This is a genomic window from Evansella clarkii, assembly GCF_002019695.1.
Taxonomy (GTDB): Bacteria; Bacillota; Bacilli; order Bacillales; family Salisediminibacteriaceae; genus Evansella; species Evansella clarkii.
In genome coordinates this window covers 756,045-780,316 of the sequence record NZ_KV917376.1, presented here as the reverse complement: position 1 = coordinate 780,316, position 24,272 = coordinate 756,045, and the positions used below count along the sequence as shown (strand labels likewise).

The window sequence follows — 24,272 nt, the reverse complement described above, 5'->3', positions numbered from 1 at the left end:
ATTCAGACTGGAGATTTTGTTTTTATAAAAGGTGGGTTTATTATATGAATCTTGAATTGTTTCTTGTTTTCATCATTTTAATAATCACTACTATTATGTTTATCTGGGGAAAAATCAGGTCTGACCTCGTGGCAGTGATGTCTATGCTTGCTTTAGTTTTAACCGGGCTGATCACCGTGGAAGATGCACTGGCTGGTTTCTCAAATAATATTGTCATCATGATTGCCGGGCTGTTTGTAGTAGGAGCCGGCATTTTCAGAACGGGCCTTGCTGAAATGGCAGGAAGAATGGTCGTTAAGTGGGCGAAGGGAAGCGAAACAAAACTGCTCGTTATGCTGATGCTTCTCGTGGCGGTGTTAAGTGCGTTTATGAGTAATACAGGAACTGTGGCCGTTTTGATTCCCGTAATTATGAGTGTGGCAGCGAGCATGAAGCTGAGCCCTTCCAAGTTTCTTATGCCTGTAGCCTTTGCGAGCAGCTTTGGCGGTGTGCTTACCCTGATCGGGACACCCCCTAACCTGATTGCCAGCCAGACGTTGGCGGAATACGGGTATGACAGGCTGGCGTTCTTCGACTTCACTCCCCTTGGCATAATTACTATTGCAGTAGGTGTGCTGTTTCTTCTGTTTTTCGGAAAATATCTTGTTAAAGGAAATGCAGGAGCGGGAGCAGGAGAAGGCGCGGCAGCGAGTCCCGAGGAACTTATGTCCTTCTATAAATTATCCGGGAAGCTCCATCAGGTGAAAATAGGCTCTGAAAGTAATCTGATTGGGGAAGAGCTTCAGGATCTTCGGCTTCCTGATAAATATAACGTTTATGCGCTTCACATTGACAGAAAATACAGAGATAAATCTTTACGTACGCGTACAAGGCAGATATCGGCAAAAGCAGATACTGAGATAAAACAAGATGACACGATTTTTATAGCGGGAAGCAAGGAAGACGTAGACCGGTTTGCAAAAGATGCTGATGCTCTGATGGAAAAACAAGGAGAAGAAGAAACGCTGGTGGGACGCAGGATTGGCGTGGCGGAAATTCTTTTCACTCCCCATTCCAAATTTTTAAACAGACAGATCAAAGACGTCAATTTAAGGGAAACATTCGGGCTGAATATAATTGGGATGAATCGCCGGGGAAAATACTTCTTTGAAGACTGGGGCGGTAAAAAAATTGAATTTGGAGATGCTCTTCTCGTTCATGGGCAATGGAAAGATATTGAAGAGATCGCCAAGGAAGAGCAGGATGTGGTCGTGGTCGGTAAAACAGGCGAGCAGGCATCCCAGGCAAAAGCGAGCGGAAAAGCCCCTGTTGCGGCGGTCATTATGCTTGCAATGCTTACTCTGATGACATTTGAGATTTTTGCTCCAGTGACTTCTGTTTTAATTGCAGCTGTTGCCATGGTCCTCACCGGCTGCCTGAGAAATATGAATGACGCTTATTCAAGAATTAACTGGGAAAGCGTCATCCTGATCGGGGCGATGCTGCCAATGGCAACGGCACTGGAACAGACTGGCGGAGTCCTCTTCCTGTCGGATTTGTTTATTGATACTCTGGGAGCGCTCGGCCCGCTGGCGCTGATGGCTGGATTTTATATTAGCACCATGCTTTTCAGCCAGTTCATCAGTAATACGGCGACAGCAGTTTTATTTGCTCCTATTGCAATCACCACTGCGGTGCAGGTTGGCGTGAGCCCGTATCCGTTTGTTATCGCGGTAGCAGTCGCGGCGAGCATGGCATTTGCAACGCCTGTTGCATCTCCGCCGAACGCTCTCGTAATGACCGCTGGAGGGTACAGCTTCATTGATTTCTTCCGTGCAGGCCTGCCGCTGCAAATTGTACTGTTTATTGCGATGATGATTGGAATTCCAATTTTCTTTCCGATGTAAAAATAAAGCTAAGACAGCAGCAGAAAGATACCTGGCCAGGAATATTCTGGCCAGGTATTTTTTATGTAAAAGGGTGTTCTATTATGGGGGGGCTCTTATTCTCGAAAACTGGCGTCTAATTCTCGAAAAAGCAGGTTTCATTCTCGAAATCAGGAGTCTAATTCTCGAAATTCCCCCAATGATCGAAAAGGGAGTATCGATGATCGAAATCAGAATCCTTTATTTGAGAACAAAAAATTTAGAGTATTAAAATAACTTATTTCCAGTTATTATTAGAACTAAGATTATTTACAGATGGGGAATGTGAGATGAACAAACCTTCAAGGAAGACAGGATTTCTGCTTGTTATCATAGGGGCTACCTTCTGGGGCATCGGCGGGACAGTTGCCCAGAAGCTTTTTCAGGACTTCGCCATTAACGTTAACTGGCTTGTGACAACACGCCTGCTTATAGCAGGCGTCCTATTATTAGCTGTTCAGTATTTTTTAAAGGACCGCACGCAAATAACAGGTATCTGGAAAAATAGAAGTACCGCTCTGCCTCTGGTTATCTTTGGCCTGCTCGGGATGCTTGCTGTACAGTACACGTACATGGCATCGATTAACCATGGAAACGCTGCCGTGGCAACACTTCTGCAGTATACTGCCCCTGCTATGATCATTCTGTATTTGTTGCTCCGGAGGCAGACCATTTTAACAGGAAGGGATATCATCACCGTTACCCTTGCTCTAACAGGGTGTTTCTTTCTTTTAACAAACGGCACCCTGTCCACACTTTCCGTACCTGCGCCGGCAATTATCTGGGGACTTCTATCTGGTGTGTCATTAGCGTTTTACACGTTGTATGCGATTCCCCTGCTAAAGAAATTTGACTCTCTCGTTGTCGTAGGCTGGGCGATGCTGATTGGAGGAACGGCGTTAAGCTTCATACATCCACCATGGCAGTTTAATCTCGCCGGATTAAACATGGAAGCTTATTTCTATTTAATATTTGTGATAGTTTTCGGTACAATGATTGCCTTCTGGTTTTACATTGAAAGTCTGCAAAGCCTTCTTCCGAAAGAAACGAGCCTCCTTGGAAGCCTGGAACCACTGTCTGCCGTGTTAGCAACGGTGTTCTGGCTGCAGACCCCGTTCGGCTCGTTCCAGTGGCTCGGAACCGCCTGTATTATCGGGATGATATTTTTGCTGGCTCTGGTGAAAAAATCGGAGACGAAACCAAATAAAAATGTGAAAAAACAAAAGCCCCTCCGAATCAGCTGATGATTGAGGGGCTTTGCTCTGTTTTTGAGCAAGGAATCTACCATATTTCCAGTCCACTATTCATATAAATAGAGCAAGGGGAGGGATTCTATGAAAAAGTGGGAGTATCATGTACACATTTGGGAGGAGTTCATTGAGGAGCAGGACGAAATCAGTTTAGCAGAGCTTCTCGATGAATACGGGGAAGAAGGCTGGGAGCTTGTTAACATCGTGCCTCAGACAGGGAGCAGCGCCAATTATGATGGGCAGGTGGAGGAAATCAGCACTTCCACAAATCTTCTTATTTTTAAACGGCCCCTCTAAAACCTAAAGGGTGCTTTCTCTTACTAAAGATGTATGAATTAGTAAGGAGCCGATAGGCGGATAAATTCCGTTTAATTCATAACTATTATAAAAAAACACTAAAATAGACGGAGAGATTCCGCCTATTGACTCGAAACATTTGAAAATGAGAGCTTTTTCTTTGCATAACCGGAAAACCTCCGCTTATATCGCCTTCGAAAGAGCTCCAACGTATAAATAAACGTAAATAATCCGTTTATTTTACTTTCGTGCTTTATATTCCACATAAAGAAACTCGCCAACTTTGAGTGTTATACTACTGCCATTTCCACACCTTTTTAAGAGGAGTACCTCAATACAGAGGCCGTTAGTAAAGAAGAAACATTTTTTTATCCAAAACTGCTTCCTGGCTGTCCAAACATAGATTTCCCGGTTTCCATGTATGATTTTATATCATAAATAACGATTGGCCAGAATTCGGTATTTCTTCCTAAAATGTTTTCATGAGTGACAGTAAGATTTACCACATTTTCACTGTCGGTCTTTTCGATTTTATAAGTAATGACTGAGGGTTAAAGCTCATCGCCGAGGTGAATATCATTTCAGTTATAGACTAACAGTTCAGGAGGTTCCATTTTTAATATTTTTCCTCTGCCGTCGATGTTTCCGTTCTCCATGAAAAATTCATGGGGACAGCTGGATCATAAGTTGAGAATGGCCTCAATATTAAAAACAAAAATCAGGCCGACAGCCAAAGCCGCTAAGGTTGCGATGTACTCCTTTGAATCTTTGAGATATTTCCACTCCATAAAGGCCTGAAAGCCATATAGCAGTAAAAAATAAACTGCAAAAAACCATTTGATGGGTTCGATGCCTTCCAAAGAGAAAACAAAGATAAGCATTATAATAGTTGAGACTGAAATTATCACTCTGCCCCAGAAATCAATTTTCCTGCCAGGAGTCTCGGAGATTTTCACTTCCTCTTCTCCCTGCAGCCGTTTTCTCCAGAAATGTTCAATAAGTACAAGGACTGCAAAAAAGATGATAAATGCTATGAGTGTTGGCATACTGTCCCTCCCCTGAAAACAAAGAAAATATGGTCACTGCAAAGCATCTTTCTTTGGTATGATATTAACATATATATCCAGATATCAGCTGTATTTTTTCACAGCCAGAGAATTTTAAAGGAGGGGGAACGGTGAGCAAACCTGACAAACGCTATTATACTTACATCATACTTGGCTATGCCGGTCTTGTTTTAATAGCGGTAGTAATGTTCCGTTTAACTACATTTCATCAGGACACTGTAGGATTCTCGTTAACGTTGATAGGGCTTCTGCTGGTTATTAATTGTTTGCGCTTCCTGGAGGAAAAGGCGGGAATAACCGGGAAAGGGCCGATAATGATTAAAATAGCTTTTGGGGCGGCGGTAATTATCATAGCAACGGTTTTTAGCAGATATATTTAGGCTCTGGACCGTGAGCGGCCGACCTCCTGCTTCGACCCGGTCAGACAACAGGCTGTTTTGTATCCGTAAACTCCAGTACTGCAGGCTGCACCGCCATGTTTATAAGAAACAAAATGACTAACGCCGGGAGAAAAATGCTCAGTGGAGTATTGAAGATAAATATTATCGGAAATAAAGGGCCCCCCATGACTAGTGAACTGAGTACCCCCGTCCTCCACCTGCTTTGTGTAGTTATATATTGTTTTTCACGGCATTCCGGACACTTGATTTTTCCGTCGAAGAAAAATAACACTTCGGCCCATTTAAATTCATAGCTGCATGACCAGCATTTAGGCAGTTTCATCGGTTTCTCCCCCCTTCTTCTTTTATATCTATGAATAGATTTCCTTCACCGTCAAATCAATACTAATGCGTACCTGTTATGTTCTCTGCTATAATTTTAGCATATATATCCAGTGTTTAAGTGGTTGGTTTCACATTGAAAAAGGGGAGGGCGTTCGATGAAATACGTTGTTATTGGCGGAGGGATCGTCGGGGCATGTGCTGCCTATTATTTATCGAAGAAAGAGGATGACGTGCTTTTGATAGATAAAGAGTTTGAGGGGAAAGCGACACTCGCCGGAGCTGGGATTATCTGCCCGTGGATTTCCAGAGTGGACGACCCGGACTGGTTCGCGATTGCGAGCCGGGGAGCGCTCTATTATCCTGAGCTCATTGATTCACTAAAGGAAGACGGGGAAACAGAAACAGGGTATGCCCATACTGGAGCCCTGGCTGTTGGTACCGACATGAATCAGCTGAAGGAAGTAAAAGAAAAGGCGGAATGGAGAAAAAGAGAGCATCCGGAAGTCGGAGAGGTTAAGCTTCTGGAAGCCCCAGGCGCTCAGGAATACTTCCCCCCATTGAGTGAGGAACTTCATGGGGTATACATATCAGGATCGGCCCGCCTTGACGGGAGGCTGCTTGGAAAATCATTAATAAATGCTTTTCAGAAAAATGGCGGCAGGCTTCTTGAAGAGAAAGTGGAATTTAAAAAGCTGGAGAATGGAAAAGCAGCAGTCATAACTTCTGACGGAGTGATTGAAGCAGACGAAATAATCGTTGCAGGGGGTGCATGGACGAATTTTCTCCTGGAACCTCTTGGCCTGAAGGTAAGCCAGGAAGCACAACGGGGGCAGATTGCCCATTTATCACTGGACGAAGACACATCGTCCTGGCCGGTTGTTCTGCCTCAGGACAGTAGCCATTATCTGGTGGCCTTTGAAGATCAGCGGGTAGCCCTTGGTGCGACCCGGGAAACGGGCAGCGGCTTTGATTACCGGCTGACTGCGGGAGGTGTCGCCGAGGTACTGAACGAAGGAATTCGTGTCGCACCAGGTCTTGAAGAGGCGACATTGAAAGAAGTGAGAATCGGCTTTCGTCCCCTGGGATCGGACATCAGGCCGATTTTGGGCAGAGTGCCGCAGTATGATAACGTTACGATCGTCACAGGGCTCGGTGCGTCAGGTCTGACGATGGGGCCGTATGCAGGATCGATTGCGGCAAAGCTGGCAATGGGTGAGGAAGTGGAGCTTGATTTATCTCCTTACGACCCGCTGCGGATGAAACATCCAGAGTAAAGAGATGGCTGGAGGGGCACTGTTCTGTAAAAGGGCAGTGGTCCCCCTTTGAGAGGTGGTACATATGAAGGATGCATTAAAGCTGGCTGGCGGGCTGCTCGTAATCATTGTTTTTTATATGGTTGGCAGGCTCATAAATTCCTATCTCCTGCCATTGGTACCAGGCAGTATTATCGGAATGCTTCTCCTGTTTACTGTTCTGATGATTTTCGGTGAAAAATTAAGCCAGTGGCTGCAGGATGGAGCAAAGCTTTTAATAAAATATCTCCCCCTCTTCTTCGTCCCGGTCACTGTAGGAATTATTCAATATGATAATTTAGTCAGTCTGTTCGGCCTTTTCTTTTTCAGCCTCATGATGGCCAGCTCTTTCATTGTACTTGTCCTTTTGAGCAGTCTCCTTGAGCGGACGGCAGGGAAAAAGGAGAAATCGGTCTCATGGGATTAATCGTCACGTTAATTGTTTTTGGAGCTGCCCAATTTGTCTACCTGAAGCTGAAACATAGTTTTTTACTGCCGGTATTTACAGCGACCGTGGTTATTATCGGGCTGATTTTTCTCACAGGGACAACTTATGAGGCGTACTATGCTTCCGCCAGGTGGATCGACTGGTTCCTGGGCCCTGCGGTAGTGGCGTTGAGCCTCCCGTTATATAAGTACAGGAAGATGCTTTTTTTAAACAGGAAAACGATCGTGTCGTGGGTTTTCTTTGGGGCTGTTATTGGGATCGTCAGCGGTGCCATAGTGTTATGGGTGTTCAGCATTCATGAAAGCTTTGTCATTTCTGCTTTACTTAAAAATACGACTACGCCCGTGGCCATTGATATTGCGGCTATTTACGGAGGAATCCCCCCGCTGACCGCAGTGATCTGCACCATGTCCGGAATGCTTGGGGCGATAGTGGGACCGGCTGTTTATCGGAGATTCCAGGTGAACAGTGATATCGCCAAGGGTGTAGCGATGGGGGCTGCCGGGCACGCAATTGGCACAGCGAGGCTTATGGAGGACAATGATTATGCCGGAGCTGTCAGCACGATTTCCTTTCTGCTTATGACGGTGCTTATGACGGTGTTGACGCCGGTAGTGGTGTTTTTGTTGTATTAAAGTTAAGAGTTATATAAAACGTGGTGGTTGATGGATCAGGTCAGGTCTATCAGCCATTTTTTTGTTTATCTGTTTGTTGAGCGTAGGGCAGAAGTGGGGGGGTATCAAAAGGTTTTGGCTGGGTTGCTGTGAGAAGGTTGAAATAGAATTGTTTATTTTTAAATTGAAAAATGAAGATTACCCCAGCTTTCTGGAAGTAATATCCAAATCCGGATTAGAGAAGCCCGGCTGAAGGAGATTCTCCCATGCAGCATTGAGGTCAGGCTGTTAAAGGGCTGCATAAAATAAAAAGTACCTAGTAAAATAGCCTGTTTTCCAGCTTCTGCTTATCTATGAGCAATTGTTTGTAAATTCAGATTTTGGGTATTATAATGTCAACTCAGCTGAGGTAACGGGGGTGTTGAAATGCTTGGAAACAGGATAAAACAACTGAGAATGAAAAAAGGCTTTACTCAGGAACAGCTTGCCAGGGGAATTATCTCCACTTCTTATCTATCTGAAATAGAAAATAATCATAAGAGCCTTCCTGAATATATAGCACCTTCTCTGGCTGAAAAGCTTGATGTAACAGAAGAATATATACTGGGAAAAGATATGGAAGAAAGAATCGAATCCCTGAGAAAAGAAATTCGCAGTATTTTTGAACGGCTTAATGAAGATCTTGATTATGACTTTATGTCCGGTTGTCTTCTTGTAAAGAAAAAGTATGGGGACCTGAGAGGGAACGATGTCGTTGAGCAGTACTTTTTCGCAATGGAGATGTTCGGGGAATTTAAATACAGCAAACATAAGGCCGCTGAAACGGAAAATAAAATAATATCGTATTTAACGGGAACTTCCAGCATTGACTCTTATCCTCTCCTGGTTCTGAACAGAATCAGAGGTGTAATAGAGTACAGGAAGCTAAATATACAGAGGAGTATTACATATTTCGAGAGGGCGATTGATAACGCGTTAAACAACCAGTATAAAGAGCATTTAAGCATCCTTTTTCAAAATATAGGGACGTGCTATTTTACAGCGGACAGGTACCAGCGGGCTGTGCATTATTTCAGTAATGCGCTGGAGATGTACCAGAAGAATGCCAACCTGAAAGGACAGCTGAAAGTGTGTATTCACCTTGCAAACAGTATGTCCGCCCTTGGTGATGAGCAGGAGGCAATTTCCAAGTACAATCAGGCGATTAACCTGCTGAAGTATATTAATGATCCTTTACTGGAGTCTTCCGCGAAGTATAACCTTGCCCACTCCTATTTAAAAACAAAAAATTACAGAGACAGCATCAAAATGGCCATCAACGCACTTCGGCTCAAGGAGAAACTGAAGGATAAAGAAGGAGTGCTGAGGTGCTATTTACTAATTGCTGAAATTTACATGCTTGAGGGAAAGCACGATAAATTTTCTGAAATAGTTCCGATAGCTTCCCTTAACACAATAGGCACGAAGAATCCTGCTGTACTCGGAAAATACCACTATCTGCTCGGCAAGTACTTTTTATTAAATAAAAACCTGGAACAATTCAAAGCAAATCTGGAGAAGGGGATTTCCTACTTTTCGAAAGCTGGTGATTTTAAAATGGCTGGAAAAATATCGTTTGAGCTTGCCGAGAGAGAGAAGAATGAAACATATTACCGAAGGTCAGCAGAATTTTTCGACAAAGCATTCAAGGAAAAAGAGGAAGGAGGGATAAAATGAAGAAGGTAGTTATCATTACATTACTGATGGTCGTAATGCTTGCCGTTCCACAGGCGGTATTCAGTTCAGACAAGGAAGTCCCGGATATGGATTCCGTGGAAGAGAATGAAAGCTGATTAAAAGAAGCCGATTAAGGAAAACACCTCTTATGCCGCACGGACATAAGGGGTGTTTTTGGTGGAAAAGAGTTGGGGCCTCTTACTTAGTTGTCAGCTTTCTCTTTTCGAGCATGTACTGTAATCCATAGAGGAGGAATGCTTTATAGATGAAGTACCGGAAAAATTGTGCGTTAGTAATATTCAGTTTAAAATATTTTAATTTTTCGGCTGCAAAAGAGTATGGGTACGCATAAAAGAGGTTTCCTAATACATTCATAAAAATAAATTTGTTGAAATTTCCATATCCCCATTTTAGAAACCAGAGAGAAACAATAAAGAACGGGCCGATATTGTATGGAAATTCATTTGCAAAATAAGAGTTTGGTTTATTATAAAAAAGCCACCAGTTACGCTTTTTTCCGATGATAACGTTAATAATTTCAAAAATAATGATAATGATGGAAGCGGGGAGGAATCTTTTTATATTTTTCGTCCCTAAAAACGGCAGCATTACCCAGGAGAGTATCACAAATACGATGTTATATATTCTTTGCATGCTTGTTGTCATTGCCCACACCCTTCTCTGAGGATCACTCCCATGTCATTAAGTTCTCCGGGGTATTATGCCTTTATGCAGTGTGAAAACAGCATCTGGCTGGTAAATTCCGCCTGTGAGACGATGATATGCATTAAAAAGCACCTGCCCCATGATAGGGAAGCAGGTGCCTTTGGGTGAATTTAGTTACTGAACCGACCGGACGGCTGCATCAACATCAACAAGGCCGTTCCCATAGTACCATGAATCTCCCAGAGGGCTGGCTGTATTGTTCAGCACCTGGCGGATCTGTTCGTTCGATAAGGAAGGATTTGCAGCTTTTACAAGGGCAGCTGCTCCGGCAACATGAGGAGAAGCCATGGACGTCCCGTTTAAGGAAGCATAGTCATTTCCAATGTAGGTGCTCAGAACGCTTACACCTGGAGCGGAAATCTCAAGCTCTCCACCTACACTTGAGAACGAAGCCCGGTTGTTATTTGAGTCAATTGCAGCGACAGCCATGACGGAATCGTAGCGGGCAGGATAGCCAATCGTGTTAAACCATAACAATTCACCGCTGTTTCCCGCGGCTGCAATAAGGAGCACTCCCGCATTATTCGCATTGTTAGCTGCGATTTCCAGGGCGCTGGAACCAGAGCTGGATCCAAGGCTCATATTTGCAATATCGATATCGTTATCTATGGTCCATTCAATTCCCTGGGCGATTCCACTTATTGTCCCGCTGCCATCTGCACCTAGCACTTTTACAGCGTAAAGGTCTACATCAGGGGACACTCCAAGAACCCCGTAATTATTATCAAGAGCCGCAATTGTTCCGGCAACATGGGTGCCGTGGCCGTTGTAATCGATATAATCTGGTTCCCCGCTTACGAAGCTTACACCTCCTGCAACGTTCAGATCTTCATGGTGTTCGATTCCTGTATCGAGAACTGCCACAGAAACTCCGTCACCAAAGTTTCCATAGTTGTTCTGGACATCATCGGCGTTAATATGAGGGATACCCCAAGGAATGTCCTGATTGTACGCTTCCACTTCTGCATTTTCTTCAATAAATTCTATGTTTGGATTGTTTTGAAGTCCTTGGACTGCCTGCTCAGGAAGAGTAACTTCAAGGACATTCATATGTTGGAATTCATGTTTTACTTCTCCTCCGAATGCTTCAACCGACTTGTGGTCCGGTCCTCCGCTGAATCCGATTAAATAGCTTCCATGGTCAGGTGAAGCGCTGGCCGACATACCTCCTGCCAACAGCGCGCCCCCTATTACGACAGATGAAAATACAGACATAAATTTAGTAGATTTTTTCAATGTTTCCCCAGCTCCTTGTTAGAATTTTTTGATCTTTTACAAGTTACCACAAATACTAGTTTGTTAGAGCGCTTCACTGGTTTTATGAGATTTATAGAAGAAGTGGGAAGAAAATCAGCTTATAAACAGGAATAAAGGAGGGGTTTTTGTCGAAAAATGTCGTATTGTTCGTCAAGTAAACGAAAATAAATTTTGATTTAGATGATTAGAAACAGGAGCAAGCGGGTAAAGGGGTAGTTGTAATATATTTATAGTGTCATTTAATAAGCTGCCGTTTTGCTTAAGGTACATAGATGAATAACAGTGAGATCTTTGTATGGTAGACGAACGTTTTGTAAAATATATTTATGACTAAACAATTTTCTGGGGGATCTAATGAGGAAAGAAAATGTGAAAGTGCAGGTAGACAGCAATGAGTTCATCTGGGACAGGAAAGAGGGGCTGTTCACGTTTGACGGAGCTCCGGCGTTATTGTTCTGGGACACGGCAATCGAACTTTTTCTCGAGACGATTGAGGAAGTCTCAGGGGTAGAAGCATCTAAAACAGTATACGAGGCAACCGGGTATCGAATGGGGACCCTTGTGAGTGATTACTACCAAGGAAGAACGGATGTAGAGAATCTTCTTGAGGAATACAGCGATATTTACAGAAACGCCGGCTGGGGTAAATTCAAGGTGAAATCGTATTCTCTTGAGGAAAAAAGAGCGGTTATCCAGTTAACTAACAGCTGGGAACACCGTATTTTTAAAGATAAGAATAAGGATCATGCCGGTGTACTGCTCCCGAGCCACTGGGCTGGAGTTTTCACCGGAATTTTTAATGAAAAAATGTGGTACAAAATAAACCAGAGCCAGCTTAATGGCCATGAATATGATGAGATTGAGATTTTTCCTTCAGATATAACTCCGGCTAACAACATTCACGAACTGGCACGGGAAAAAGAACAGCAGAATATTATGGCACTCGAGCGAAAAGTGGAAGAAAGAACAGGTGAACTGACTTCACTTGTAATGGAGTTGTCAACCCCTGTCATTCCTGTGCTTGAAGATATTCTCGTCATTCCTATGGTTGGCAAATTTAACGAAAGCCGGCTGTCAGATTTGATGGAAAAAGCCATGGTGGAGTTATCGAGGCATAAAGCAAAGTTCCTGCTCATCGATTTCACAGGCATTAAGAATTTTGATAATTATACTGTCCATAAGATTCACCAGTTGACGCATGCGATCAGGCTGCTAGGCGGTACGTGCTACCTGGTGGGAATTTCTTCTGATTTAAGTATTCACATAACAAATTCTGATATGGATTTGAGGGGCATTCAGACATTCTCCACTTTGCAGCAGGGAGTGGAGCATGCTATTGTTCAATGCGGCTTTGAGCTTGTTAGGAAGAAGGACAATAAAACAAAGCATAAGTTTTATTAGAGTTTGGTTCAGGGGGACATCCGGGAGGCGAGGCGTGGTGAGGCGCTTACGTTAGCGGGTGTCTTCTTTTTGTAGCTGCTGTTGTTGTAATAGGGAGGGTTTGGGCGGAATGATTATGCGGAAGAGGTTTTCCAGGAAAGAGGGGTTTGCTGGACAAATCGGAGTTAGATCCGCGGAATTTGTCCAGAAAGAAGGATTTGCTGGACAAATCTCATGGAAACCGCAAAGATTTGTCCAGTTTAAATCACTTAAAGTTCTATAAAAGTATAATAATGTAATTAATCTGGACGAATCTTCGAACGAAGGCAAGAATTTGTCCAGAAAAAAGGATTTGCTGGACAAATAGGAGTTAGATCCGTGGAATTTGTCCAGGAAAAAGAGAATATTGGACAAATCTCATGGAAACCGCAAAGATTTGTCCAGTAACAGTTACTTAAACTTCTATAAAAGTATAATAATGTAATTAATCTGGACAAATCTTCGAACGAAGGCAAGAATTTGTCCAGAAAAAAGGATTTGCTGGACAAATAGGAGTTAGATCCGTGAAATTTGTCCAGAAAAAAGGATTTGCTGGACAAATAGGAGTTAGATCCGTGGAATTTGTCCAGAAAAAAGGATTTGCTGGACAAATAGGAGTTAGATCCGTGAAATTTGTCCAGAAAAATGAGAATGCTGGACAAATCTCATGGAAACCGCAAAAATTTGTCCAGGAAAATGAGAATGCTGGACAAATCCCATCAAAAGCCCAAAGATTTGTCCAGCAACGAAAATAGATAATCCACGAGTACCGTAATATAGACTAAGGAACAAACCTCTCCACATTAAACAGCAGTTCCTCCAGAATGACTTCTTTTCCTCCTATTGTTTCTATTGCTGAGCCTAATGACTGCAAGGCATTTCCGTTAACGGCAAGTTTCTGGGCTGCGATGAGCAGCTGAGGGTCGACAGCAGCATGCTGTTTTGTAGCCCCAAGCGCTTCGAGGCTCTGGCCGATCACCTGAACCCATTGTCCGAGGGAGATCTTCTGCTCCCCTTCGGATTCATCATCAAGCGCAAATAATTGGGCGGAATAATAGGCTTCAGCAAACTGACCAACTACTTGAAGCCACAAAGCTGCAATTATTTTCTGTTCAAGCTCTTCTCTAAGTTTTTCTTTTTCTTCCGGTGCTATATTTTTTCCTTTACCTGTCCTCTCAGCCATCACTATCACCCCCAGCTGTAAATGCTTCGCACTACCGATTTTCCGAACGTAACTTTTAAAACTAAGTTTTTTCAGCAGTTTAATAACAGTTTATGAAACTGGCTGGAATGCGTTTGGACAAATCGTCCGTTATGAAACACGGTTCGCTTTCCACAATACACCACCAATATGAAACTATTTCCAGATCGCTCCGTATATAAATAATACTGAAAAATCAGAAATTAATTAGGAGGGCGTAAAATGTTAAAGAAAGCGTTTCTGACTGGTCTGATCTTTCTGGTTATCATGGGAATCATAGCTCTCATCACCACATGGGACATATTCATTGCAGCTGCTGGTATCGTTGCCATTGGTTCAATAATAGGCACTGGAATTTTTTACGGAGTTCTTCTCAGCGGGGATGGGGTAAGGGGCAGCTACAACACGGAAACAAAAAGGGACAGGGACAAGAGGACAGGATATGGAAATATGATTATTGTTTTCGGGCTTCCCAGCCTGATAGTGACAGCAATATACGTTTTTATCCTGTAAAAAGGAATACATTTCCACATAGGAGGGCAGCCGGACAAATGGCTGTTCTTTTTTGTGTGAGGAGATGAAGGCGAAACGGATTCTATTTTTTGCAGCAAACACTGGTAATCTATTTCTGAAAACGTCATAGATTTAAGGATTTAAAAGTATACATGTTATCAGTAATACCTCCTGAATCGGAAATCCCGCCGAATCGAAAGCCAGTGGAGGTGTTTTAAAAAATATCAGAGGGGGGGAGGTAAATAGTTTTTCATGCGTGCTGCCAGTGAGGAGATCAGAGCAAAACTTTAAAGGAGAGTAGCTGACAAAATGAAGAGACTGAATTTATTAACTCAAATTTTAATTGCTTTTGTTGCTGCTATCATTCTCGGAGCGATTTTTGGCCCCCGTATCGAGGTTGTTCAGCCGTTAGGCGACTTCTTCATCCGCCTTATCCGTTTCATTATCGTACCATTAATTCTCGCGACGCTTGTTGTCGGTGTAGCAGGAACAGGGAATATTAAAAAACTCGGGCGTATGGGAGGAAAAACAGTTGCCTATTACCTTGTTACTTCTGCAATTGCTATTACAATCGGGCTCGGAATAGGTTTCGCATTTCAGCCTGGGGCCGGGGTAAATATACCTGCGGAAGCTGTGGGAGAGGAGCCGGCATTACAGGAAACAAGTGTTGTAGATACGCTGTTGAATATCATCCCGACAAATCCGTTCCAGGCGATGGTGGAAGGAAATATTCTGCAGATCATCTTTTTTGCGCTCTTCCTTGGCGTTGCCATATCTCTTGTTGGGGAAAAAGCTCAGCCTGTATACAAATTCTTTGAAGGCTTTTCAGAGGTTATGTACCGAATCACCGGGATCGTTATCCGGCTCGCTCCAATCGGGGTGTTTGGTTTGATTGCACCTGTGGTGGGGCAGTACGGCCCCTCGGTGCTGCTGCCGCTGCTGAAAGTTATTCTCGCAGTGCTGGTGGCCTGTCTTCTGCATGCGGCAATTACCTATTCTATTGCAGTGAAAACCTTAGGAAAAATGAGCCCCCTTCATTTTTTCAAAGGAATCGCTCCTGCAGGGCTGTTTGCATTCAGTTCAGCAAGCAGTGCCGGCACATTGCCGCTGACAATGAAAAATACGGAGGAAAACTTAGGGGTATCTAAAAAAACGAGCAGCTTTGTCCTTCCGCTCGGGGCAACGGTAAATATGGATGGAACCGCTATCTATCAGGGGGTTGCTGTTCTGTTCATCGCCCAGTTTTACGGGATTGAGCTGACGATGATGCAGCTTCTGCTGGTGGTGCTAACTGCTACATTAGCTTCTATTGGCACTGCCGGTGTTCCAGGGGCGGGGATGATTATGCTTACCCTCGTTCTTACAACGATTGGTCTTCCTCTCGAAGGGATTGCTTTAGTTGCTGGAATCGATCGTATACTGGATATGTTCCGTACTTCCGTAAACGTTATGGGAGATGCGGCAGGAGCAGTAGTTGTAGACCAGTCTGAGAAAAATAAAGAAGAAGCAGCTGTCTGAGGCTTGTTTTCCACCCGTGCCCTCCTGCCTGAATTCAGGTGGAGGGCACGGGGGAAAGCTGTTTCAGTAGAGTATTAACGGGCTCATTCCATCCCCTTCTACGGAAAAGTATATAAAAAAAATGAAGGCAAGGATCATAACGGAGGTAATGATCAGGAGAGCAGACCAATAAAACTTGTTCATGAAAGAATAAATACTGGAAATCAGGCTTAAAATACCAAGTGAAAAACAGACGGAAAAGCCAGTAATGCCGCTCATCCTCGGGAGCATAGCGCCGAAAAATAACGTAAGAAAAGCAGCCTGGAATGCTATGCCTGCGATAAAATAAATCCGTCCGCGGTTAATCAAAGTCATTCCTCCTTACTGGCATTGTTAATTTGTATTTTTCCACACAGAAGCGTACTTTTTCCGGTATTTATCGTTTGTTTCTTCTGCAATTAAGTCCAGTGCCGTTTCTTTAATCTCCTCACCGCCTATGGCATTAAACAAATGCCGTAACCCCTGAATAATATCAAACCGTATCAGCGTGTAATTTTTTTCTCCTTCACACTCTCCGTAGCGGTTAACAAGATGATCCACCACAAAATTCTTCTGAAGTTCGCCTGCCAGGCCGATTCTCCAGACTGCCTGCAAGCTATGCCGGGCGGTAACAAACTTTTTATCCTTTGTAACTTCCCAGATGACCGGAAAATCATGAAGGATTCTCTGTTCAGGATCGCTTACCGCCAGATAAGACAGAAACTGAGCCGCTCTTGATCTTCTGTGATTATCCATATGGGTTAAGTCCTCTACCAGCTGGTCCCATACTTCATAGGCCCAGTCCACTTCCTTCTCTGCGGCAGTAAGAATATTTTTATATGCTTCATACTGCTTCTCTTTGTCATCCGATTCCAGATCATTAAAGTAACCATTTATTTTTTCATTCATGTTATCAGCTCCCGGCTTTATTTTTTCCAAGAAGGTCTAGGCAAATTTCATTACTGCTTCGTTTACGATAAAAAATACAGCCGAGCAGATTAGAAAAACAGGTAACATTCCGAGGAAACTGAGCAAATCGGTGAAAGCTCCTGGCCCAAAAATCAGCCCTGCCGGCAGGATAAAGGCAGCTCCAAAGGCAAGGTGAAAGAAAAATGATAATGTCCTTTTATGCTTCCATTTTGCCCTGCGGCTCAGGAAGTCTGCGAGCATAGAGGTGAGGATCCCATAGGTGAATATTACGGGAGCTCCGTATAGAGCATAGAGAAAGATGTTCTGGAAGTAATTGAAATCTGTGTAAATCGGCATTACGGCAGGCAGAAGCAATGCGGTAATGATGGAGGTGAGCAGGGCTATAGTGACCTTTGGAAACATCATCTGGCACGCCTTCTTTCAGGAAAAGTTTTTGTTGGAATAATTATACTACCAAACAGGACCAGGCGGTTGATGAAAAATGAGAATTGCCTGGAAATAGTCTGATTGGTGTATACTCTCCTTTTCAGGCTCGTAGATGAAAACATTCTGGACGGGGGATTTTTCATGAAGGAAATACGGTATGGAAGGCGAATTATACTTTAATATATTTGAGAAGCGGAGGTGGGGGACAGTTTCAAGGAAATACTGTGGTTAATGCAGAGGAATGACATTGGAACAGTGTTTGCAAAACTGATTGAACCAGCAATTTTTAAAACGGCTGTTTCTTATCCGCCCCTCCGATAATTTCAAAATACACTGCCTCATTCAAAACACAGATCTGATTGATCATGAACCAGGCAAGTTTATCTCTTATTGCCAGCATATCTGCTGCCCTTTTTTTACAGCAATTTATCACTTCTTATTTTTCTTCTTTATTGCTTCAACAAGTGTTTATTCCTTAATTAAGAAATTGCAATACTCCACCCGCCGGCTATACCTGGCCTGACGGTTATTTGCTGAACCATCCTGCCAGACAGCTTTCGTTGGGACTTGAATACTTTCTTATTTGTATTTGTATAAACAGATTGAACTGTTCAGCTCTTTTTCGTCAGTAAAGTTAAAACATAAATGATCGGGACAGCTGGTGCAGCTAAAGCTACAATGGTCGTTACCGCCGGATGAAGATTTAAAAGCGGCCCAAAATAAAGCGTAAGAACTGAAACCGCGAGACCGGCGACCAGGGCAATAATACTCTTCAATGTTGAACTCATGTGAAAGACTCCTTATTAATCATCTTAATTATTAAAGTTTACCTAACCGGCCCGGGATTTTGCAAATCTAAGAGAGGCATAGCATGGGAAAAAGGGTGCTGCGGGACCGAAGCAGAGGCGGCCCTGAGGAGAGTAAAACATAATTAAACAACAAAACACGAAAACTAAATATATACAATTGAGGTGAAGGAAGTGGCCAAATTTAGCGAAACACTGGCAAATGCTTTTAAAGAGCACGCTGTTATTTTTGCAGAAACACAGGAAACAGGCGACTCTCAACGCGGACATGATTCTTCTGAAGTGCTTCTCAGAATCGGCAAGCTGCTGAAGCGGAACAGAAAAGAGGCAAGGGAAGTTATCGATCAATTAATGAAAAGTGATAATCCTGCTGTATTAGCCGCTTGCTGTGTGGAGGCCTTCCTAGTAAAATATCGGGAGAAGGAAGCAGAGCAGGTTCTGGAAAAAATCGCCGCCTCCGGTCTTGGTACGGTAAGCTTAAATGCTGAAATTATCCTGAAATTATACAGATCGGGGGAACTGTACGAGCTTGACCTGGAAAAAGCAAGCAAGCATCAAAGCTAACAGGCGGCTGGACGAAATGAGGGAATTGTCATTAAGTTTTTAAGCAAAAAAACGATCGTGCCGGTGCTGGCAGTTATAATTCTTGCTGCGGCAGGGATAAACCAGAGTACTGGAGGATCGACCTACACAACATTCGAAGAAATACTGGAAGACAGACTGGACGGGGATCAGGCTGAAAGAATAACCATAAACAGATATGATGACCAGAACAGAACGGATGATTTTGTGATCATTGAAGACACTGACACGATAAACAGGATTCTTGCTGATCTGTCAGAGACAGAGCTGGAGGAAGTACCATACAGTGAGCTGACAGATGAAGAGAGACATAGCAGGCATACTCACACGGTCAGAATAAATGATAACAGCCGCAGTATGGTGGCCGTGGAAATATTTGAAAGCGGCTTCTGGCATATAACCGGCCCGGGGTACGCCTACCGATTATTAAACAAAAACGAGGCAGGATATCTAAGAACAATTGAAAAAAAAGAATTAGAATGGCTGGAAATTGAATAAATAAGATGCCTGGTGCTGGTCTGCGGAGACTGGCAGCAGGTTTTTTTAAGTGAATTGAGTGATTTGCACGAAATTTGAGTTACTGGCACGGACGGGAAAGGTGATCGTCCATTTGAGAGGGGGGTTCGCACGAAATGTTGATGTGTTCGCACAACATGGAGGATGCTTCGCACGTATACACAAGGTGTTCGCACCTCTTGGAATAATTCTAAATAACCAACTGCTTCGAAGCAATGAATACTATCAACATGTGTTTTTAAATCTCTTTTTTACAGACCGATTTTTGAAAAATGTTATTATATAAACGCCCCGTCCTGCGTGGAAATTCGTTTGTTTTGCTCAAAAATAAGGAAATAGTTCTTATAATACATTTTTCTGCCAGAATGGATGCAGACAAACTAATTTTTCTGAGGAGAGATAAGCTATGAAAAGGCTTCTGATCACTTTGTCTTTTTCCACACTTATGGTCGTCACGGCCTGCGGGGACGATAATGCCGGAGGCAGTAGAGATAACAACGCCGGCACACCTGGTAATAATAACGGAACTCCAGAAGGTACAAATAACATACCTGCGGATAATAATAATGAGTTTAATGCTGTGGAGGAAAATAGCGATGAGACGATAGATGAATCTGGGGAAGAAGGAGATACAATAGAGAATGAGGCTGGGGTATTCACGCTCCACAGCCGCGCGGACGATATTGATTCCATTGAAACCGGTCCGATTGTGCTGGAAATCGAGCAAGTCCTTGCTGCGTCGGGGACACTAAGTGAGGAGATGGCCCAGGTAATGGAAGCAGATGAAGTCGAATATATACAAGTTGATATTACAGTAGAAAACACAGCGGAGGAAGATTTCACTTTCTTTGCAGGGTCAGGAACCATGCAAACTGATACCGGCGAGCAGCTTGATGGTGATATGTGGCTCAGCGAGCATATTGAAGAACTATTGATGGCTGGGACGACTCAGAGCGCCAGCTTTTATTACATCCTGGAAAACTCCAGTGCAGAAGACGTGGAAGCGGTGCGATTAATCTGGGAAGCTCCGGTAAATGTGGACTATGAAGAAGTAGGGGAAGAACCAGAAATCGAGGTTGAATTTTAATTGAAGAAGAATTTTTGAAGGAGATGTAGAAATGAAGACAGAAAAAGAGAAGATGCTGGCTGGAGAAATGTATGAACCAGCAGATCCAGTACTAGTTAAAGAACGTGAGGAAGCAAGGCGTAAAGTCAGGATTTATAACCAGACTCTGGAGACTGAGGGAGAAACACGGACAGAGTTGTTAAGGGAGTTACTCGGATCCACTGGAGAAAATTTATTTATTGAGCCAGCTATACGTTTTGACTATGGCTATAATACTCATGTAGGGGAGAACTTTTATGCGAACTTCGATTGTACTATACTGGACGTATGTGAAGTAAGGTTCGGGGATAATTGTATGCTTGCCCCTGGTGTGCATATCTATACTGCCACACATCCTCTTGACCCCGTGGAACGTAATTCAGGGAAAGAGTTTGCAAAGCCGGTCAGATTTGGAGATAATGTCTGGATCGGAGGAAGGGCGGTAATAAATCCAGGCGTGAATGTAGGGAACAATGTTGTTATCGCCTCTGGATCTGTAGTTACTAAAGATGTGCCGGATAATGTAGTCGTTGGCGGTAATCCGGCAAAAATAATTAAAAAACTTGAGATATAAAAAGACTTCTTATTTTTCAGTCGGGGAAAATCGGAACCTGGTCAGGGACGTGCTCTATCGGCAAAAGAGGCCGCTGGCTTCCCCATATTACATAACTAAATAAGTTTATACTAAAGAATAAGCAGACATTGCAATAACTATAAGGGGTGTGAAGAGGAGGGGGATTTTTGTTTTTTTAAAATTAAGTAATCAGCAGAAGTAAAATAAGCGGAAAATTTCCGATTAAATGCAGGATGTAACGTATTTTAGGGAAAATAAGGGGATTTTTTCCGACTATGCAAAGCAAAATCCCTCATTTTCACTTATTTTGAACCAATAGGCGGAATCTCTCCGTCTATTAAGGTGATTTAAATGCTATTCACTATATTTAAACGGAATTTTTCCGTCTATTTACCAGATTGTGCTTAACCTGAGCCATCGGGTTTTGGGATACCTGAACACTCTTTATCACTATTTAGTAAGATTAAAGTTCACTATAAAATTTCTTTATTTTAGGGAGGAAACGAGATGGAAGTATTTGAAGAATTTTTGTCACGTATTGATCATCCGGACCATCGGGAGCGGATGGAAGAAGTTTTGGGATGGATTATGAACAAATTCCCCACTTTGACCCCGGTTATTAAGTGGAATCAGCCTATGTTTACTGATCACGATACATATATTATTGGGTTCAGCGTTGCCAAACAGCATATAGCTGTTGCCCCTGAACAAGCAGGAATTAATCGCTTTTCTGAAGAGATTGAACAGGCTGGCTATGACCACACGAAGGAACTGGTGCGTATCAAGTGGAAGAATGAGGTTGATTATTCACTTCTGGAGAAAATGATCGAGTTTAATATGATGGATAAGGCAGATTGTGAAACCTTCTGGAGGAAATAGACAGCCTTTCTGACTTGCAGCAAGGCAAGTTATTCGAGTTCTGCTTCAGATTCCTTCTGGGCAGCTCTGTGTGCTTTCGGCCGCACCCGGGCTAAGGAAAAGAACTGATTGATTGGAGTGTCTTTTTTTTGAAAACCTATACTATACTATTTATCATCACTGCATTAATGCACTTAGTTACCCTCGTAAATATTACTTTTTTAGACGGTGAGTGGAACGGAATGGCATTATTCCTCTCCAGCATATTATTTTTAACCGCTGCTGTGTATTTTGGAATTGAGCGGCGCGCTCATAAAAGAGCAGGCAGTCATATATAATTTATTTTGGGCGTGGCCTGGAAAAAAATATAACATCTGCACTTTCGCAGGCTGAACGGCTCCTTGTAACGGGAGCCGTTTGTTATTATCCCGATTGGGTCAACTAACAATCAGTGGGGGATGAAAAAAACCCCACCGATTGAAGGTTCACTTTATATGATGGGTTGTTTTTTGTCTGTAAACTCAAAGAAAAATGGCAGGAGCAGAATGGTGATTAACAGCAGGCCCACGGTGATTGAAAGGTACTGGAGAAACGGCAGGTCAAGAAGAATACGGATAAGAAAGCCGGGCAGAAAGATGATGATTACTGCAGGAAGCCCGGTTCTCAGATTGCTTCTTGTAGTTAAAAACTGCTTTTTTCCACATCTTGGGCACGCTTTTTTCCATAAATATTTGATTGCTTCAGCATATGTATAGGAATGGCCGCAGCATGAGCATTGAGGAAGATTCATAGATATCACTCCAGTTAACAGCTTATTATTTTCCAACGATTACTATTTTCGTTATATCATAGATAACAGTGTTTTACCATTTTATCAGGATTATCTGAAGTAGTAGTTGAGCAGTATGTACACTGCCAACAGCAGATATGCTTCTTCTTCAGGCAGCTCCTTCACGTTAAGCTCGTACAAAGATCTTATTGATGTGTCCAGCCTTCTTCCATCGGCGATGACAGATCCGCCAAGAAGAATCTCCGTTTCTAATTTCAGCGATCGGGACTGAAGCTGATACCTCTAGCCGTCCAGCTCAGCCTCCAGTTTTTCCCTCAGGGTAAATTTGTTTTTCCCCATTGGCAACTCGTTCTCCCAGCCTGGTTTTAAAGGAATTATCAGTAGTGTCCGGCTGAAAACTTCTGTCCTTTTGTTTCTGCCATTTCGAAATAAAGAAGACTGAGATTAAAGCAGCGAGTATTACGAGGACAAAGCCAAGCTGTTCAATCCCGAACTCTCCGGTGAAAAAATACTGATAAAGTAAAATAACCAGAAAACCAATAAATAACACAAATAACTTACTCACAAGAAAAACATCCTTCCTAAAAAGTCACTGCCTCTGGTTACGGAATGAGAGGGAGTGAAGTTTCAGCCAGGGTCAATAAGACAGGGGCCATATTAGTGGCCCCCCAATTTAATTTAAGAAATATTAATCATGATGTTCTTCCGAAGCGAGGGCTTCCGCTTTCGTTTTATGGACAGTGCCGAATGGATGCTGAGGCGGTGCGTAAATGGAATAAAGCTTCAGTGGAACATTTCCTGTGTTGGTTAAATTATGCCATTTTCCTGCAGGAACCATGATGGCGAAGTCCTTAGAAGCCTCCTGCCGGAAGGTTAAGTTGTTTCTGCTGTCGCCCATCTGGACGAGGCCCTTCCCTTGCTCGATACGGAGGAACTGGTCAAGATGAGGGTGAATTTCTAATCCAATATCATCGCCAACATCAATACTCATTAATGTCACCTGCAAATGGTCTCCTGTCCATAAAGCAGTGCGGAACGTGTTGTTCTGCTTCGTTGCAGTTTCAATATTTACTACATAAGGTCTCGAACCGAAATCCTGCCCTTCAGTAGTTTCATCTATTGTTTCAAATCGTGCCTGATTTTCCTGTTCACAGGCGGAAGCGTGCATAAAAATATTCTGCACCATCGGATGCTGGGTGTGAAAAGCGTTATACCGGTAATTTTCATAGTTTTCAGCACCTGCTTCCTGTGCTTTTTGAAGCCCGTCCCGATAGCTGTCAAAAGCAATACGGTGAGTCTCGTATACAGGCTGCTGCCCTGTAAGGTTAATATAAAGGATCGTAAACTCATTTATATTGGCACGTTTAAGATTGAGAGCCTGCAGCATTTCATTTTTCTGCTCTTCGTCTGGAGCTGCCTCGGCAAGCCTGCTGTATAAATCAGCTGATTCAGACTCTCTTTTTAGCCCGTCAAGCAATGCCCCGGCAACCTGTGAGTAAGTATCCTGGCTCTGTAATTCCGTACTCCCGGAACGATTCATGGGCGTGTTGGAAAAATAAGGGTATTGGTATGGGTTAGGATTGTAGTACATTATGGCTGTTCCCTCCATGAGATTGATAAGAGCATTCTATGCGGCTGCCTTCAGAGGGGAAGTTGGCCTGTGGGAGGATGGGCGGATGTCCGGGATTGGGGATTTAATTAATTTGTAGTTTTAAAACAC

30 protein-coding genes are annotated in these 24,272 nt (G+C 43.2%); 18 read left to right on the top strand and 12 right to left on the bottom strand.

What is annotated here, in order from left to right:
* The first annotated feature begins 44 nt into the window (after nucleotides 1–44).
* The 3 genes from BK582_RS03590 to BK582_RS03575 all read left to right on the top strand — a co-directional run bounded on the left by BK582_RS03590 (nucleotide 45) and on the right by BK582_RS03575 (nucleotide 3,451).
* Nucleotides 45–1,886: an SLC13 family permease gene (locus tag BK582_RS03590; RefSeq protein ID WP_078593019.1), complete on the top strand. Its 1,842-nt coding sequence runs from the start codon at nucleotides 45–47 to the stop codon at nucleotides 1,884–1,886.
* Between the two features lie 308 nt (nucleotides 1,887–2,194).
* The gene (locus BK582_RS03580) at nucleotides 2,195–3,148 is read left to right on the top strand and encodes an EamA family transporter (RefSeq protein WP_078593017.1); all 954 of its coding nucleotides are present in this window, start codon (nucleotides 2,195–2,197) and stop codon (nucleotides 3,146–3,148) included.
* Between the two features lie 90 nt (nucleotides 3,149–3,238).
* On the top strand, nucleotides 3,239–3,451 hold the full coding sequence (locus tag BK582_RS03575; protein ID WP_078593016.1) for a DUF4177 domain-containing protein: 213 nt from the start codon (nucleotides 3,239–3,241) through the stop codon (nucleotides 3,449–3,451).
* A 680-nt stretch (nucleotides 3,452–4,131) separates the two neighbouring features.
* Here BK582_RS03575 and BK582_RS03570 read toward each other — a convergent pair.
* Complete coding sequence (locus BK582_RS03570) at nucleotides 4,132–4,497, bottom strand: DUF4181 domain-containing protein (protein ID WP_078593015.1); 366 nt, start codon at nucleotides 4,495–4,497, stop codon at nucleotides 4,132–4,134.
* Nucleotides 4,498–4,628: 131 nt separating this feature from the next.
* Between BK582_RS03570 and BK582_RS03565 the strand changes: the two genes are divergently transcribed.
* Nucleotides 4,629–4,898 (top strand): hypothetical protein, encoded by a 270-nt coding sequence (locus tag BK582_RS03565; RefSeq protein WP_078593014.1) that lies wholly within the window; start codon nucleotides 4,629–4,631, stop codon nucleotides 4,896–4,898.
* A gap of 40 nt (nucleotides 4,899–4,938) precedes the next feature.
* On the opposite strand, the gene BK582_RS03560 is transcribed toward BK582_RS03565, so the two are convergent.
* Nucleotides 4,939–5,241: a TIGR04104 family putative zinc finger protein gene (locus BK582_RS03560; protein ID WP_078593013.1), complete on the bottom strand. Its 303-nt coding sequence runs from the start codon at nucleotides 5,239–5,241 to the stop codon at nucleotides 4,939–4,941.
* A 157-nt stretch (nucleotides 5,242–5,398) separates the two neighbouring features.
* On the opposite strand from BK582_RS03560, the gene BK582_RS03555 reads away from it, so the two are divergent.
* The 4 genes from BK582_RS03555 (at nucleotide 5,399) to BK582_RS03540 (ending at nucleotide 9,313) form a co-directional block, all read left to right on the top strand.
* Nucleotides 5,399–6,517, top strand: a complete 1,119-nt coding sequence (locus BK582_RS03555) for an NAD(P)/FAD-dependent oxidoreductase (protein WP_078593012.1) — start codon at nucleotides 5,399–5,401, stop codon at nucleotides 6,515–6,517.
* A 64-nt stretch (nucleotides 6,518–6,581) separates the two neighbouring features.
* On the top strand, nucleotides 6,582–6,962 hold the full coding sequence (locus tag BK582_RS03550) for a CidA/LrgA family protein (RefSeq protein WP_078593011.1): 381 nt from the start codon (nucleotides 6,582–6,584) through the stop codon (nucleotides 6,960–6,962).
* Entirely contained in the window at nucleotides 6,953–7,618 is a 666-nt protein-coding gene (locus BK582_RS03545) for an LrgB family protein (protein ID WP_078593010.1), read from the top strand. The genes BK582_RS03550 and BK582_RS03545 overlap by 10 nt, the downstream gene beginning before the upstream one ends.
* A gap of 405 nt (nucleotides 7,619–8,023) precedes the next feature.
* Nucleotides 8,024–9,313, top strand: coding sequence for a helix-turn-helix domain-containing protein (locus BK582_RS03540; RefSeq protein ID WP_078593009.1), 1,290 nt, complete (start codon nucleotides 8,024–8,026; stop codon nucleotides 9,311–9,313).
* A 198-nt stretch (nucleotides 9,314–9,511) separates the two neighbouring features.
* On the opposite strand, the gene BK582_RS03535 is transcribed toward BK582_RS03540, so the two are convergent.
* Both BK582_RS03535 and BK582_RS03530 read right to left on the bottom strand, forming a co-directional pair.
* Entirely contained in the window at nucleotides 9,512–9,979 is a 468-nt protein-coding gene (locus tag BK582_RS03535; protein ID WP_078593008.1) for a hypothetical protein, read from the bottom strand.
* A 174-nt stretch (nucleotides 9,980–10,153) separates the two neighbouring features.
* Nucleotides 10,154–11,254, bottom strand: a complete 1,101-nt coding sequence (locus tag BK582_RS03530) for a S8 family peptidase (RefSeq protein ID WP_078597775.1) — start codon at nucleotides 11,252–11,254, stop codon at nucleotides 10,154–10,156.
* A gap of 396 nt (nucleotides 11,255–11,650) precedes the next feature.
* On the opposite strand from BK582_RS03530, the gene BK582_RS03525 reads away from it, so the two are divergent.
* Together BK582_RS03525 and BK582_RS03520 are read left to right on the top strand one after the other, a co-directional pair.
* Nucleotides 11,651–12,697 carry an STAS domain-containing protein gene (locus BK582_RS03525; protein ID WP_078593007.1) on the top strand — a complete coding sequence of 349 codons (1,047 nt, stop codon included), beginning with the start codon at nucleotides 11,651–11,653 and terminating at the stop codon, nucleotides 12,695–12,697.
* Nucleotides 12,698–13,239: 542 nt separating this feature from the next.
* Entirely contained in the window at nucleotides 13,240–13,470 is a 231-nt protein-coding gene (locus BK582_RS03520) for a hypothetical protein (RefSeq protein WP_078593006.1), read from the top strand.
* Nucleotides 13,471–13,496: 26 nt separating this feature from the next.
* Here BK582_RS03520 and BK582_RS03515 read toward each other — a convergent pair whose 3' ends face one another.
* Nucleotides 13,497–13,898 carry a hypothetical protein gene (locus tag BK582_RS03515; protein WP_078593005.1) on the bottom strand — a complete coding sequence of 134 codons (402 nt, stop codon included), beginning with the start codon at nucleotides 13,896–13,898 and terminating at the stop codon, nucleotides 13,497–13,499.
* Between the two features lie 240 nt (nucleotides 13,899–14,138).
* Between BK582_RS03515 and BK582_RS03510 the strand changes: the two genes are divergently transcribed.
* Together BK582_RS03510 and BK582_RS03505 are read left to right on the top strand one after the other, a co-directional pair.
* The gene (locus tag BK582_RS03510) at nucleotides 14,139–14,429 is read left to right on the top strand and encodes a DUF5316 family protein (protein ID WP_078593004.1); all 291 of its coding nucleotides are present in this window, start codon (nucleotides 14,139–14,141) and stop codon (nucleotides 14,427–14,429) included.
* A 309-nt stretch (nucleotides 14,430–14,738) separates the two neighbouring features.
* Nucleotides 14,739–15,947 (top strand): dicarboxylate/amino acid:cation symporter, encoded by a 1,209-nt coding sequence (locus tag BK582_RS03505; protein WP_078593003.1) that lies wholly within the window; start codon nucleotides 14,739–14,741, stop codon nucleotides 15,945–15,947.
* A gap of 63 nt (nucleotides 15,948–16,010) precedes the next feature.
* Here BK582_RS03505 and BK582_RS03500 read toward each other — a convergent pair whose 3' ends face one another.
* From BK582_RS03500 to BK582_RS26795, 4 genes are all read right to left on the bottom strand, one after another.
* Nucleotides 16,011–16,295, bottom strand: a complete 285-nt coding sequence (locus BK582_RS03500) for a hypothetical protein (RefSeq protein WP_078593002.1) — start codon at nucleotides 16,293–16,295, stop codon at nucleotides 16,011–16,013.
* A 24-nt stretch (nucleotides 16,296–16,319) separates the two neighbouring features.
* On the bottom strand, nucleotides 16,320–16,874 hold the full coding sequence (locus tag BK582_RS03495; protein WP_078593001.1) for a hypothetical protein: 555 nt from the start codon (nucleotides 16,872–16,874) through the stop codon (nucleotides 16,320–16,322).
* A gap of 36 nt (nucleotides 16,875–16,910) precedes the next feature.
* Nucleotides 16,911–17,300, bottom strand: coding sequence for a hypothetical protein (locus BK582_RS03490; RefSeq protein WP_078593000.1), 390 nt, complete (start codon nucleotides 17,298–17,300; stop codon nucleotides 16,911–16,913).
* A gap of 632 nt (nucleotides 17,301–17,932) precedes the next feature.
* The gene (locus tag BK582_RS26795; RefSeq protein WP_167553332.1) at nucleotides 17,933–18,109 is read right to left on the bottom strand and encodes a hypothetical protein; all 177 of its coding nucleotides are present in this window, start codon (nucleotides 18,107–18,109) and stop codon (nucleotides 17,933–17,935) included.
* 192 nt (nucleotides 18,110–18,301) lie between these two features.
* Between BK582_RS26795 and BK582_RS03485 the strand changes: the two genes are divergently transcribed.
* The 6 genes from BK582_RS03485 (at nucleotide 18,302) to BK582_RS03460 (ending at nucleotide 22,100) form a co-directional block, all read left to right on the top strand.
* Entirely contained in the window at nucleotides 18,302–18,691 is a 390-nt protein-coding gene (locus tag BK582_RS03485) for a hypothetical protein (protein ID WP_078592999.1), read from the top strand.
* Nucleotides 18,692–18,754: 63 nt separating this feature from the next.
* Nucleotides 18,755–19,207, top strand: a complete 453-nt coding sequence (locus BK582_RS03480) for a hypothetical protein (RefSeq protein WP_139368206.1) — start codon at nucleotides 18,755–18,757, stop codon at nucleotides 19,205–19,207.
* Between the two features lie 424 nt (nucleotides 19,208–19,631).
* Nucleotides 19,632–20,312, top strand: coding sequence for a hypothetical protein (locus tag BK582_RS03475; protein ID WP_078592997.1), 681 nt, complete (start codon nucleotides 19,632–19,634; stop codon nucleotides 20,310–20,312).
* 31 nt (nucleotides 20,313–20,343) lie between these two features.
* The gene (locus BK582_RS03470; protein WP_078592996.1) at nucleotides 20,344–20,904 is read left to right on the top strand and encodes a maltose acetyltransferase domain-containing protein; all 561 of its coding nucleotides are present in this window, start codon (nucleotides 20,344–20,346) and stop codon (nucleotides 20,902–20,904) included.
* A 507-nt stretch (nucleotides 20,905–21,411) separates the two neighbouring features.
* The gene (locus BK582_RS03465; protein ID WP_078592995.1) at nucleotides 21,412–21,783 is read left to right on the top strand and encodes an iron chaperone; all 372 of its coding nucleotides are present in this window, start codon (nucleotides 21,412–21,414) and stop codon (nucleotides 21,781–21,783) included.
* 128 nt (nucleotides 21,784–21,911) lie between these two features.
* Nucleotides 21,912–22,100 (top strand): hypothetical protein, encoded by a 189-nt coding sequence (locus tag BK582_RS03460; protein WP_078592994.1) that lies wholly within the window; start codon nucleotides 21,912–21,914, stop codon nucleotides 22,098–22,100.
* A gap of 152 nt (nucleotides 22,101–22,252) precedes the next feature.
* On the opposite strand, the gene BK582_RS03455 is transcribed toward BK582_RS03460, so the two are convergent.
* From BK582_RS03455 to BK582_RS03445, 3 genes are all read right to left on the bottom strand, one after another.
* Nucleotides 22,253–22,552, bottom strand: coding sequence for a TIGR04104 family putative zinc finger protein (locus BK582_RS03455; protein ID WP_078592993.1), 300 nt, complete (start codon nucleotides 22,550–22,552; stop codon nucleotides 22,253–22,255).
* A gap of 295 nt (nucleotides 22,553–22,847) precedes the next feature.
* A complete protein-coding gene (locus BK582_RS03450) occupies nucleotides 22,848–23,117 on the bottom strand; it encodes a hypothetical protein (RefSeq protein WP_078592992.1) in 270 nt (89 codons plus the stop codon).
* Nucleotides 23,118–23,240: 123 nt separating this feature from the next.
* Complete coding sequence (locus BK582_RS03445; protein ID WP_078592991.1) at nucleotides 23,241–24,143, bottom strand: cupin domain-containing protein; 903 nt, start codon at nucleotides 24,141–24,143, stop codon at nucleotides 23,241–23,243.
* Nucleotides 24,144–24,272 lie beyond the last annotated feature (129 nt).